This window comes from Desulfotomaculum sp. 1211_IL3151, assembly GCF_036763075.1.
Classification (GTDB): domain Bacteria; phylum Bacillota; class Desulfotomaculia; order Desulfotomaculales; family Desulfotomaculaceae; genus Desulfotomaculum.
Genome location: NZ_JBAIYV010000026.1, coordinates 1 through 12,751, shown reverse-complemented (window position 1 = coordinate 12,751; position 12,751 = coordinate 1). Strand labels below are relative to the sequence as shown.

The window sequence follows — 12,751 nt, the reverse complement described above, 5'->3', positions numbered from 1 at the left end:
GTATGCATGTCCTTGTTTTTAGCTGTTAGCTATTAGCCAACGAGTAGTTTTTCACTTAGGAAGGATACCACTCTAGAATTGCCAGGTGCTATCGTTATCCCCCGTTGGTGCAATATTCGCCGCCTCTACCCACTATGCTTCCGCCGTTCTTTGTATCTTTTAGTTAATCCACCCGCTCCAGTACCTGAATCTCCAGCACCCTTTCATAGAAAGGTTCGCCGATATAAAGGATTTTCACCTTGTCCTTTTCATCGGGATCTCCGGCATCCTCTCCCTCTTTGTCAACGATGCGCCCGGCATCCCAACTGTAAAAGTGATCTGGTACATATTTTTTGCTGCTGCCACTTTTCTTTTTCACCAGATACAGTGCCCGGTTGATACGGTCAATTTCACCGCTGATATTCTTTACCTCCAAGATGGTTAAGGACTTTACCGTACCGCCGGAGGTAAGACCCAGCTTTAAGAATTGACCGGGCTTAAGTTTTGTCAGCAGGTCTTTGCTGGTTTTGCTTTTAGATTTTTCATCACTGATTTCTGCATCCCAGGCCACAGGAAAATCTACTTCTTCATTCAATAAATCCTTCACCGTGAGAAGCAGCGGTTCCCCTGCCGCTTGCCGCAGATAACTGCCATATACTTCCCTTTGTACCGGGGAGAAATTCCTTCGGTCAATCAGTTCCACATAGGCCAGCTTTCTTTTGTTATCCAAAATACCCTCCAGCCGATAATTGATACAATCCTTTAATTGTATCGGGTGTCCCTGCCAATAGACTTTGCAGTTGGCATTAACCGAGATTTTTTGCGTACCTTTAAGGGAGTTAAGCTGGACAACTAACCCATTCTTATCCTCCGTAACATCAGCAATCCAACCGCTGGCCTTTCTTTTGGCATCCAGGTAAAGCCAGCCCTGTTCATAAAACTTACTGAGAATGGCTGCCAACTCACCCCGGGTCACCTGATCTTTAATGCGAAAGGTTCCGTCCGGGTAGCCGGACATAATTTTTAGCTGACTCAGGGCCTGCACCGCAGGCATATATTCCTTTGGTATATTGGCATGATCTGTAAAGCCAATCGTTTTTTCGGGTACCTCAAGGTACAACACCTTGGCCAGCAAAAAAGCCAATTCTCCCCGGCTGATGGGTTCATCGTACCGTAAATTATTTAACATGGCAGCAGGGAGAAAATTTTGCTGTACGGCAAAATCAACATAATTTTGCTGGGCTGGCACCGGATAGGCACTGGCCGGACTATTTTTAGGCCGTTTCATTTTTTTAACCTGGGCTGCATAGCCGGCACCGTCCAAGCTGCTGGTGATGGCCTCAAGATAACTGATCGGCTGATTAGGACGAAAGGTGCTATCCTCGAAGCCGGACATCAGCCCTATGGCTGTTATTTTTTCAATGGCCGGCTTGGCCCAGTGCTGTTGGATATCCTTTAAATCAACAGCAGCAGCCTGACCCCCCTGTGCCCAAACCGCCGTGGGCTGAAGAAGACACCATGTCAATAGCAATAGGGCAGCTATATTCTTGAAAAAATTTTTCATCGTCCTTACCCCCCAAAGGTATCAACAAATCGATACATCTTTCCTTTATCTGTGTAAACAAAGATACTGCCATCAGGCAACAGGATGGGTGCTTTGGTAATGGTATCCTTTTCATCCTTGCCAGTATCAATCATGACACCGCCACCCTTGGCCAGGGTTTGGCCAGTGGTTTTGTCGATCTCTTTTTCCCATAGCACACGACCGGCAAAGCCAACACAAAAAATTCTTCCATCGGTACTGCCTACATAAATACGTTTCTTCGCTGCATCCACAGCAGCACCCGAGGAAACATTAAGCAGCGGTAGATCCCATTGCAATGTCCCATTGTTGTTCAGGCAATAAAGTTTGCCATTACCACAAAAGAACAGTAAATCATCCCCGGCCAAGCTAATATCTGTAAGGCTTTCTGACCTAACGGCGTAGGACCAAAGCTCCTCACCATTCACCTTGTCATAACATCTTACTTTGGCCACTGAATTTCGCTCTAACTTCTCCGGATTCGTTACGGCATAAAGGGTGTCATCGGACCCCAACTGCATTTTAATATCCTTGATACCCCCCAGACTCCTTTGCCAACGTTTTTCACCCCGCTGATCAATGGCCTGTAGGGTAAAACTTCCTTGTTGATCCCCCAGACAAAGATAAACCGCCCGATCATCACCCAGTGCTGCCACCATATTTTTATCATCGGAATAACGCCACTGATAATTTTTCAGCGGTTCCAGGGCATAGAGACCATCGGCCAGCCCCAGAAATATTAGATCATTGGGCCCTTTGGCCACCACCCCACTGCTTTTTGTTCCCTTCGCTTTGGGCAGCAGGCGGTAAAGCCAGGTAACATTCCCATTGGGCCTCATTTGCTGAATACCATCCGTTCCAGTAACATAAATCGTTTGGTTTTGTATCAAAAGTGGTTCTGTAATTTTTCCTCCCACATCCATCTTTCTTTCCCAAAGCTTGGTGCCACGGTTCCAGTCATAGCATATGATTTTATTGCCCACCGGAGTATAAAGGAGACCATTATCCGTAATGGTAACATCCGCCGATAACTTCCCGGCCTTCTCCACCGTCCATTTCACTTCCCCATAGGGATAAAATCTACCCGCAGCCTCGGCATTATTAACAAATAAAAAAAGCATCAAAGTTAGAAACAATGCCCGTTTCATTAGCGTCACAGCATCAACCCCCATTCCTTTCATTTCTTGAACAAGCTAGTTATCTCCTTCCTCCATAGCAATTATTTTCCTCCTGGGCCAATAACCCCCTAAAGCAAAACAACGGAAAAAAGTCCTGCCATGGCCAAACAACTAACCGCTATCACTTGGTGGATAAAAATGCTATTGACGAACAAAATAAGTTATGTTAGTTTATTGATTAACAAGATACATCATCGACAATGATGGAGAAAAGTAGATCAGAGTCCAGCCTTCCAGGGAGAAGAAGTCGAGACTGGAAGCTTCTTCAAGGTATGGTTGATTGAAGTTCCCTCCGGAGTTGCCGCACTGAACGGATGAATTAGGTGTGGCCGGGGATTCCTGCCGTTAAAAGGGAAAAGGTATTGGACTGTAAGTCCCGTATCGGTAAAGCGGCTTTTGCAATTAGGGTGGTACCGCGAAATCAAGCATTTCGTCCCTTGGGGATGAAGTGCTTTTTTATTACCGGGATGGGTTTATTTTCCTGTACCTATGAGCTGGGCTATTAGCCAATTTGGGTGGTACCGCGGAGTAACTCTTCGTCCCTTTAGGGGACGGGGAGTTTTTTATTTGTCTGAAAGGGGGCGTTGTTTTCGAAACTTTCCTGCTTCCTGATTCTAAAGAAAACGACACTGGCACCAAGCCCTTAAAGCACAAAATGAAAACAACCTTAGTTGCTTTTGTGCATGGAAATTCTAACAAAATTCTTGGAGGTAAAAAAATGAAAAAGCTATTATTATTATCCGTCATGTTATTGATTGCTTTAGGCTTGACCGGCTGTGGCAATGAAACTAATAAAGCCCAAGAAACCGACAAGGTAAAACTCGGGATTATCCAAATCGTCGAACATCCCTCCTTAGATGCAACCAGACAAGGATTTTTAGACCTGCTTAAGGAGCAGGGTTACGCAGAGGGTGAAAAACTTACGGTTGATTATCAAAATGCCCAGGGTGATCAAGGAAACCTACAGACCATTGCCCGCAAGTTTGTCCAGGAGCGCAGCGATCTTGTGCTGGCCATTGCTACCCCCTCTGCCATGATGATGGCCAATGAAAGCAGTGACATTCCCATTTTAATCACAGCGGTTACCGATCCAATAAGTGCCAAACTGGTTAAAAGCGCGGAGAAGCCGGACACGAACGTAACCGGCACCACAGACATGAACCCAGTAAAAGATCAGTTAAAGCTGATTCAAGAAATTGTACCCAATGCAAAAAAAGTAGGGATTATCTATAACGCCAGTGAAATTAATTCCCAGATCCAAGTTGATGTGGCCGACCAGGCTGCCCCTGAATTGGGTTTGCAATTAAAAAAGGTCACAGTAAATGCCAGCAGTGAAGTAATGCAAGCCGCCCAGTCCTTAACGAATCAGGTGGATGCCATCTATCTGCCCACCGACAACATGGTTATTTCCTCCATAGCCGCTGTACTAAAGGTAGCGGAAGATAACAAAATACCTGTTATCACGGGTGAAGTAAGTTCCGTTGAAAACGGTGCCCTGGCTACCATTGGCATCGACTACTACCAGCTAGGCCGCACCACCGGTGAAATGGCTCTAAGGATATTAAGTGGTGAAAAACCCCAGGATATGGCTATCCAAAGCCAGAGCGGCACCGATCTGGTGCTGAACCTAGAGGCAGCGGCAAGAATGGGAGTCACCATACCAGAATCAGTGAAGGCGAAGGCAAAGAAAGTGATTGAGTAAATTTATCTTTGCACGTACTTTCATTAGGTAGCATATACTCGGATTTTTTGCGAACGCTCAGCATGACATAGCTGCGGGCTGATGGCTAAGGGCTTAACCCATGACCCAAGGCCATCAGCCCGCAGCTATTCCCCAGCAATTCAACAAACGTCTGTTCGTTCAAAACAGGCACTCCCAACGGCACAGCCTTATCATACTTAGAACCGGGGTTTTCTCCCACTGCCACCTAGCCGGTTTTCTTGCTGACACTGCCAGAGCCTTTCCCCCACCCACACAGGACATAGCCTTACAGAAAATGTTTTTTGTTTAAGTAAATTTCCGAACATGTTATATTATTTAATAGCATAGCAAAATAACAAACAAGGGAAATGGAGTCCGGCATGAGTAAGAAGTATTTCATGGCTTTTTTATTAATCATTTTAATTATCGTAGCCTCTACTACATTTACAATTAAAAATTTATTAAATATGCATTCGAATGCTAAAGAGATCGCACAAACTTGGGTCCCCAATCTGCAGCTTATGGGGTGGATTAATGGTGCAGTTTCAGATATTCCCAGTATCGTATTAAGACTAACCCTAGAAAACAACCCACAGGAAATGTCTAGGATTGAAAACGAAGAACTAAAACCCTTATTAAAGGAAATACAAGAAAAACTTGAAATTTATGAAGAACACTATATTTCTAATTCGGAAGAGGCTGATTTATATGCATACTTTGAAAAAAACTGGCATGAATACCTTGATAAATTACCTACAATCATTGAGGCTGGCAAAGAGAAAAAGTATGATATTACCAATAGACAAATAAAAGTGGCTTACCCTATTTGGTATGAAGCGAATGATACCATTAATAAGATTATTATATATAATAACAAGAAATCGCAAAGAGCTTCTCAGAGTTCTTTTAATCTATTTGAATATACAATCCTATTAATACTTTTTTCAAACCTAGTTACCATCCTTCTTATCGTAATCATTGTACTATGGACATCGTCAAATGAATTTCGGGAATTGATTAACTTAATGCGTAGAAAGGAATGAAAAATTCATAAGCCTTTGACCCCAACTGATCATAATTTGGATTGATGCCAAGACTTGGGTGGCTGATTTTTATTGTTTCTATATACAATCAAACTAACATTGCCATTAATTTATCTTCCGTAATAACCTCTACATTTAGACTTTGCGCCTTTGCTAATTTCCCACCCGGATTTTCACCTGCAAGAAGATAGGTTGTCTTACCGGATAAACTTGCAACAACACGTCCTCCATGTTCTTCAATTAACCTTGTCGCTTCTTCCCTACTCATTGTCGGCAAAGTCCCTGTAAGAACAAAGGTTGCACCCTCCAGCCGATTATCCATTACGTTACTTGAAGATCTTGATTTCAAATTAACACCGGCTTTTTCAAGACGTTCAAGTATCGCTTTGGTTTGAGGCTCAGAAAAAAAGTCAGAAATTGCTTTTATACCTACTTCTCCAATCCCTTTGATGTCTCCGTTTGCCTTTCGTTCTTTCTCAACCTCACGTAGTTGCTTATTCACTTCATTAAGCCGTTCTAAATCCTCTGGGCTGGCAGAAGTCTTCAGCGTCTTTTCAATTTTATTGCGCTCTTTCCTTAATTGCTTCTCTTTATCCTTCAACTGTTTATACTTATCATAACGAATCTTTGCAATAGCATCTAGGTCAGGAAAGTTTTCCTCTAAAATACGCCCTGTGTGCTTACCAATATTGGGTATGCCAAAACCATTTATAAGACGTTCCAGGTTTTGATCCTTTGAAAGTTCGATCGCCGTAAGCAGATTATCGGTGCTAGATTGATACGGATTCTCCTTTTGCTTTTGGGGCCGCGCATCCGAAGCTACCTTTTTACGGGGTCGCGGAGTAATCCCATTCGCAACAAATTCTTCCCGATGGTTTTTGAGATAATATATATCCGCAATATCCTTTAAATATCCCTTCTCCATGAGTGAATGAACCGCTGCCGGACCTAGGCCCTCTATATCCATTGCCCCCCTGGATGCAAAGTGTATAATGAGTCGTGCAAGCTGCGCCGGGCAGTTAATTCCGCTGCAACGGATATCAGCTACGTTGTCACCCCGAAAAGCAGGAGCGCCGCAGACAGGACATCGATCGGGAATTTGAAAAGGAACCGTACCTTCGGGCCGTTGATCTTTAATTACCCGAACAATCTCCGGAATGATTTCCGCAGCTTTACGTACGATTACCGTGTCTCCAATACGTATATCCAGTCGATCAATTTGATCCTGATTATGCAGTGACGCACGAGAGACGGTGGTACCCGCTAATCGAACAGGTTCCAATATGGCTAAGGGTGTTAATCTACCGGTCCGGCCAACGTTTACCTCAATATGCAACACCTTCGTCGCTTTTTCTTCCGGCGGGTACTTGTATGCAATGGCCCATCTCGGCACCTTTGAACTAGCTCCCAGTTTTTCACGATCGGCTAGGTTATCCAATTTTACTACCGCACCATCAATTCCGAATGGCAGATCACCACGGGTTTCTCCAATTAAGGTAATAGCATCCCAAACTTCTTCTTCCTTCGTACACTTAAAATATTTGGGTACTGGGAAACCTTGGGCGGTCAACCAGTCAAGGGTCTCCGCGTGAGAAGTAAATTCTTTCCCCTGAACCGCCTGAAGATTAAAGACGAGAATCGATAAATCTCTTTCTGCCACTACATTCGGGTCTAATTGCCTCATCGTGCCTGCCGCACAATTTCTAGGATTGGCAAAGATTTTAGCCCCTATCTCTTCCTGTCTCTCATTGACTGCCTCAAAAACTTCGTTATTCATGTAAACTTCCCCACGTACCTCGAGATATGGAAGTTTTTCATGCATTCTGAGCGGCACACTATCGATCATCTTAAGGTTTTCGGTAATATCTTCCCCATAGCTTACGCCATCGCCACGCGTCATACCTTCCAAAAATTTTCCGTCCCGATATCGTAACGCCACGGCGAGTCCGTCGATTTTGTATTCTACAATAAATACTGGGTCTTTGACCTCATTTTGTATCTTTGCAATAAATTCCGCTACTTCTTCCCTTGAAAACCGATCATCCAATGAAAGCATCGGAACGTCGTGGGCAATTTTTTTGGCTCCCCTTTTCGCTTTCCCTCCTACTTTCTTGGTGGGTGATTCCGGAGTTGCTAATTCTGGGTATTGTTGTTCAAGGTCCTTTAATTCCCGAAGCATCAAATCATATTCATAATCGCCTATTTCCGGTGTATCTTCTTCGTAATATTTTTTATTATGGTACTCAATCTTCTCCCTCAGCTCTTTAATGCGATCAACGATATCCATAAAAATAGCTCCTCCTGCTTCTTTACTTAAAACCAACGGCTTCTGCATAAATAAGCGTACTTAAGTCATGATTAAAGAGCTCGTTTCCCCCTAATTTGATGGTTTCGCTCTGCCACACCCTCACCCCTATCTAAAATTAAAAGCGATAATCTCTGCCACGTATTTAATCACATAGGCAGCCGGGACAAAAAACAACTGTGCTAAGAGGGTTCCCAACAAACGTGTTACCGCCAGATAAAAGGACATTTGCTGCACATCTTGCTCTGGCCGCTCTTCCCGCAAAGCCTGGTCGGTAATGCCTGCTGCCGTGGGGTCCACCACGGTGGCAAATAAAATGGTAGCGATACCATTGACAATGCCTGAAAGAAGTGTTGCCGTGGCACGGAATTCCGGAAATAAGGCCCCGGCATAGAGTGAAGAAAGTACGGACGTTGTATAGACACCCGTTACGATTATGTTCAAGACCAAAAACTTTCTGGGGATGGTCAATTTTTCCCGTATGGCCCGACGAAAGTACTGTCTGCCGGGTATCTTGATGGTTGCCCGGATCATTTTGGCCGCTTTTTTGGGTGAAAATAACACCAAACCAATCATTTTAGGCACCGATTTTACCTGATCAAAGAGATCAATGCCGCGGGTAAAGACAGTCACAAAGGCGGGGATAAAGACGGCACCAAGCAGTGTACCCAGGGTTGCCCCCAAAATTACCGTACGGATTTGTATATTTAAAATCCCTAATTCCTGTTGATAGATCGCGTTTTCCAGCAAATTAGCCCCGGCACCGGCAGCCTCGTTCCCACGGGCGATGGCATGCTCAATAATCGATGAAAGCAACGGTGCCTGCAGCATGTTGGCGGTCTGAGCAATTAAAAAGATGACATTAAATAGGGAATAAGCAGTGGCCAGCCGTTTGGTAATAACCCCGGCTGGTCGCACTGCATAAATCAAGGTATTAATTAAATGGATGATGGCGGTTAAAACCACCACGGCAATTAAGCGATCCATATTCTTCCTCCGCCATTATTGTTTCCAGATTAGATCTTTTCTAGTGGTGCAAACTGGGCAATCAGGGTTTTCAGACCCAGTTCCGGGAAGGCCACCGTCAGTTCGGCGTTGCCGCCGTCTCCCTTTACCTTGACGATAACCCCGTCCCCCCACTTGGCATGACGTACCTTGTCCCCTAACTTAAAGTCCATAGGGGTGGTAGGGGTTGCCGCTGTACTGGTTTTATTGGCTAGTCCTGGCTTGATTGGCTGACCGGAAATTCCTAGGGATTTTTTCACCGGCGTTTGGCCAACGGTCAGTTCCGCTGGGATTTCTTCTAAAAACCGGGATTTGGCATTCATGTTGGTTCTGCCAAACAGGGTTCTTTCCCAGCAGTGGGTAATATAAAGCTCCTCTTCAGCCCGGGTAATACCCACATAGGCTAAGCGGCGTTCTTCTTCCAATTCCCCTTCGTCGTAAAGGGTTCGGCTGTGGGGGAACACCCCTTCCTCCATGCCAGTCAAAAAGACCACCGGATACTCCAAGCCCTTGGCACTGTGCAGGGTCATTAGGGTAATCTGGTCACTTGCCGGGTCATGCCGGTCTAAATCCGTGACCAAAGAAATGGTGGCTAGGAAATCTGCCAGGCCCCCGGCTTCTTCTCCCTGTTGTTTGTCGAATTCCTTGGTTACCGTAAGGAATTCCTGCAAGTTCTCCAGCCTGGTTCTGGCTTCCACGGTATTTTCCAGTTCCAGTTCGGCCTTGTAACCAGTTCGGTTGAGAACCTCTTCGGTAATTTCTGTTACCGAAAGGAATTCCGCCTGTTTTCTAAGACTGGCGATGGTGTCAGTCAGTTCCCGGCATTGCTTGCGGGCCTTAGCTGGTATCCCGGCAATATCATCCACCAGGGCCAAAGACATGAGGACCGTGAGATCCCGGGAAGCAGCAAAATTGTTTATTTTTTCCAGGGAAGCAGCTCCCACCCCCCGCTTTGGTACATTGATAATGCGCAGCAGGCTTTGGCTGTCCACTGGGTTGACAATTACCCTGAGATAGGACAGCAGGTCCTTAATTTCCTTACGATCATAGAACTTTAGGCCGCCAAAGATGCTATAGGGAATTCCCTGGCGTAGGAAAACTTCTTCAAAAACCCGGGATTGGGCATGGGTTCGGTAAAGAATGACCATGTCCCGGTATTTACGGTTGTGGGAAAAATGCAGGTCTTTGACCCGGTCGGCAATATACATGGCTTCAAACCGTTCGTTCTCGGCCCGGAAAATATGCAGCAGAGTTCCTGCCTCCTGGGCGGTCCAGAGTTTCATTTCCTTCGCTTCCAGGTTGTTTTTAATCAGAGCATTGGCCGCCTGCAAAATGTTGCCGGTGGAGCGGTAATTCTGCTCCAGCTTGACCACCTTGGCCTCTGGGTAACCATGTTCAAAGTCAAGGATATTGTTAATATCCGCCCCCCGCCATTTATAAATGGACTGGTTGGGGTCCCCCACTACACAAATATTGCGGTGGCTTTCTGCCAGTAAGTTGACCAATACATACTGGGTGTGGTTGGTATCCTGGTACTCATCCACCAGAATATACTTAAATCTATTTTGGTAATAAGCCAAAACATCCGGGTGTTCTTTGAACAAGCGCACCGTAAGCATGATTAAATCGTCAAAATCCAGTGCATTGTTTTTAAATAACCGTTCCTGATACAGGCGATAAACCCTGGCCGCCACCTGTTCAAAGTATTCAAGGGCCTGGCGATCAAACTGTTCCGGGGTTTGCAGTTTATTTTTCGCGCCGGAGATGGCCGCCAGCATAGCCCTGGGTTGAAAGCGTTTTTCATCAATATCTAATTCCCTCAGGCATTCTTTGACCACGGTTTGTTGGTCCGCATCATCATAAATAGAAAAGTTCGAACCATAGCCCAGTACATCAATCTCCCTGCGCAGAATACGCAGACAGGCACTATGGAAAGTGGTAACCCAAAGATCTTTGGCCGCCTGGGGCACCAAATTTTCCACCCTGTTTCTCATTTCATTGGCCGCCTTATTGGTAAAGGTAATGGCCAGGATATTGTAGGGACGTACCCCCTGGCTCAAAATCTGAGCAATCCGGTTTGTCAGCACCCTGGTTTTTCCCGAGCCAGCACCGGCCAACACCAAAAGTGGCCCTTCCGTATGTTGAACCGCCTCTGCCTGGGCGGCATTAAGATTTGCCAAAATATCCATCTTATCCTCCAAATGGTAATATTAAAAGAAAACACTGTACATTATATCAACATTGTTATTCGAAAGAAAGTATCGATTACCTGCTGTTACCGTCACACTATTTTTTCGATTAAACCAAAAAATAGCACCACCTGTGCAGTGGTGCTGCTTTAGCCATTCGCCTTCCGCTTTTTAAAATGCGCCCAACCGCTTGACCAGGACCATGCCTTCGGCATTGGTCTTAGCTTAAAATATTTTTTCCTCACAGAGGCGTCTCAAACATTTAGACCTCTTTCTTTAATTTCTTAACTAATTTAATGATATTAATATCTGGCTCTTTGCCAGCCTCGCTCTCAAGGTAGTCGAAATCTATTTCTTCAAACTGGGATTTCATTAATAGTAATGCCCACTCCTGATCTGCGGAGGATTTCCAATATACTGCAGCCCTAACTCGATCAAGAATAAGATCCTCTATGCCGATAACATAAACATGAAAATCATCCTCCACCGTAACCTGAAGAATCCGATCCATGTTTCCAGCTAAAACATCATCCGGTATCTCCAAAGGGAGTCCTAATTCTTCGTGATACCAATGTCGGTAGCCCGGTGCCTTTTTGAAACCTACCATTTCAAAAACCTTTGCCGCCAATTCTCGTCCATTTAGAACTAAGTCTACGTCAACAGTCGTATAGTGACCCATTGTATATATTTCTACCGCATGCCCGCCAACGATGATAGGACGAATATTTAACTTCTCAAGCAAGAAAGTTAGGTAACTGATAACTTTTATATTCTTTTGAAAGGACTCCATGGGTTGGTCTTGAATAAAAGTGATTTTTTCTTGGATTTCTTTTATATTATTTTCGAAAATTGAATGTCCAATTTCTACCATCCTTGATCAATATCCCTTCTTTCAAGTATTTTTCGTATTTTTTTGTAATGGCCATAGCCAACAAATCAAGTTCTTCGGGCTGCCTTTTTTTTCGGTCGATCCGTTTATCCTTTGACAAACTGGCTAAAGAAGCAAGTTGCAACTGTAATGTTTTGGCTTTTTTGTCCTTGTTAATTAATCTATCCATGGTAATTTTTCTCATGACCCACCACCACCTACGTTTTCAACACTGAACATCATATTTATCTTGCGAAAACACCTAAACAATTAAACTTTACGATTATCTTTCAAACCTAATTATATTTCAGACCCCCTCAGCAGGGAGAATCTTTTCTGGTAAAAAACAATTTTTTTGAAACCAAAGTTACCTTCTGTATCTAGGTATTAAAAAATAATTTAGGGGTTGATATTCCTACGATTGGTCAACCCGCTATGGCACAAGAGCAGATAACGGTACTTTAACCGAAACGAATACTTCTTACACTCGTTCTCTTACTGTAAATTAACCCATCTTAATGAGTTAGCCAGAACAAATTTAATATTTCTATACATTGCGATTAGATTCCTCTTATTCATATAAGTGCAAATAATGTCGCAATAAAACGATAGATTTTCAAAACCAAACCATCTTCTTTTTGTCTAGTAATTAAGTGTCGGGAAATAACCCTTGACCCTGCTCCCTTGGACTTTTTGCACGGGTTTATTATGGGTCAACCGTTGAAACGGTATTTTGAGAGATATTTAACAGAGAATTAATAGGATTTCTTGACAATCCTATATTTGACACTTAAACCAAAGAAAAACTCCGGGAAGCCTTGCAAATAGGGCATTCCAGAGTTTTTTTAATGTTTAAAAACTGCGTACTGTTTTGTTCTTTTTCGTGTTCCTGAAAATATT

The 12,751-nt window shown here is 44.1% G+C and carries 9 protein-coding genes and 1 other annotated feature; of the genes, 2 read left to right on the top strand and 7 right to left on the bottom strand.

Translation table 11 applies throughout. The features are described from left to right. Nucleotides 1-163 precede the first annotated feature (163 nt). The gene (locus tag V6C11_RS05710; protein WP_333530138.1) at nt 164-1,543 is read right to left on the bottom strand and encodes an S-layer homology domain-containing protein; all 1,380 of its coding nucleotides are present in this window, start codon (nt 1,541-1,543) and stop codon (nt 164-166) included. Nucleotides 1,544-1,548: 5 nt separating this feature from the next. Next, the gene (locus V6C11_RS05705) at nt 1,549-2,709 is read right to left on the bottom strand and encodes an outer membrane protein assembly factor BamB family protein (RefSeq protein WP_333530278.1); all 1,161 of its coding nucleotides are present in this window, start codon (nt 2,707-2,709) and stop codon (nt 1,549-1,551) included. A 221-nt stretch (nt 2,710-2,930) separates the two neighbouring features. After that, nucleotides 2,931-3,180: a binding site (T-box leader), on the top strand. A gap of 277 nt (nt 3,181-3,457) precedes the next feature. Between V6C11_RS05705 and V6C11_RS05700 the strand changes: the two genes are divergently transcribed. Both V6C11_RS05700 and V6C11_RS05695 read left to right on the top strand, forming a co-directional pair. Next, entirely contained in the window at nt 3,458-4,441 is a 984-nt protein-coding gene (locus V6C11_RS05700) for an ABC transporter substrate-binding protein (protein WP_333530137.1), read from the top strand. A gap of 380 nt (nt 4,442-4,821) precedes the next feature. Beyond that, nucleotides 4,822-5,484, top strand: coding sequence for an MCP four helix bundle domain-containing protein (locus V6C11_RS05695; protein WP_333530136.1), 663 nt, complete (start codon nt 4,822-4,824; stop codon nt 5,482-5,484). A gap of 88 nt (nt 5,485-5,572) precedes the next feature. Here the strand turns inward: V6C11_RS05695 and ligA are convergent, their stop codons facing one another. The 5 genes from ligA to V6C11_RS05670 form a co-directional block, all read right to left on the bottom strand. Next, nucleotides 5,573-7,771, bottom strand: coding sequence for an NAD-dependent DNA ligase LigA (gene ligA / locus V6C11_RS05690; protein WP_333530135.1), 2,199 nt, complete (start codon nt 7,769-7,771; stop codon nt 5,573-5,575). A gap of 126 nt (nt 7,772-7,897) precedes the next feature. Further along, complete coding sequence (locus V6C11_RS05685) at nt 7,898-8,776, bottom strand: lipid II flippase Amj family protein (RefSeq protein ID WP_333530134.1); 879 nt, start codon at nt 8,774-8,776, stop codon at nt 7,898-7,900. Between the two features lie 29 nt (nt 8,777-8,805). Then, complete coding sequence (gene pcrA / locus V6C11_RS05680; protein ID WP_333530132.1) at nt 8,806-10,983, bottom strand: DNA helicase PcrA; 2,178 nt, start codon at nt 10,981-10,983, stop codon at nt 8,806-8,808. Nucleotides 10,984-11,245: 262 nt separating this feature from the next. Then, entirely contained in the window at nt 11,246-11,854 is a 609-nt protein-coding gene (locus V6C11_RS05675; RefSeq protein WP_333530130.1) for a UbiD family decarboxylase, read from the bottom strand. Beyond that, nucleotides 11,820-12,056, bottom strand: a complete 237-nt coding sequence (locus V6C11_RS05670) for a hypothetical protein (RefSeq protein WP_333530129.1) — start codon at nt 12,054-12,056, stop codon at nt 11,820-11,822. The genes V6C11_RS05675 and V6C11_RS05670 overlap by 35 nt, the downstream gene beginning before the upstream one ends. Nucleotides 12,057-12,751: the final 695 nt, after the last annotated feature.

What these genes read in the sequence shown, in the direction of transcription:
- V6C11_RS05710 (WP_333530138.1), bottom strand. Translation starts at nt 1,543, where the DNA reads ATGAAAAATTTTTTCAAGAATATAGCTGCCCTATTGCTATTGACATGG.
- V6C11_RS05705 (WP_333530278.1), bottom strand. Translation starts at nt 2,709, where the DNA reads ATGAAACGGGCATTGTTTCTAACTTTGATGCTTTTTTTATTTGTTAAT.
- V6C11_RS05700 (WP_333530137.1), top strand. Translation starts at nt 3,458, where the DNA reads ATGAAAAAGCTATTATTATTATCCGTCATGTTATTGATTGCTTTAGGC.
- V6C11_RS05695 (WP_333530136.1), top strand. Translation starts at nt 4,822, where the DNA reads ATGAGTAAGAAGTATTTCATGGCTTTTTTATTAATCATTTTAATTATC.
- ligA (WP_333530135.1), bottom strand. Translation starts at nt 7,771, where the DNA reads ATGGATATCGTTGATCGCATTAAAGAGCTGAGGGAGAAGATTGAGTAC.
- V6C11_RS05685 (WP_333530134.1), bottom strand. Translation starts at nt 8,776, where the DNA reads ATGGATCGCTTAATTGCCGTGGTGGTTTTAACCGCCATCATCCATTTA.
- pcrA (WP_333530132.1), bottom strand. Translation starts at nt 10,983, where the DNA reads ATGGATATTTTGGCAAATCTTAATGCCGCCCAGGCAGAGGCGGTTCAA.
- V6C11_RS05675 (WP_333530130.1), bottom strand. Translation starts at nt 11,854, where the DNA reads ATGGTAGAAATTGGACATTCAATTTTCGAAAATAATATAAAAGAAATC.
- V6C11_RS05670 (WP_333530129.1), bottom strand. Translation starts at nt 12,056, where the DNA reads ATGAGAAAAATTACCATGGATAGATTAATTAACAAGGACAAAAAAGCC.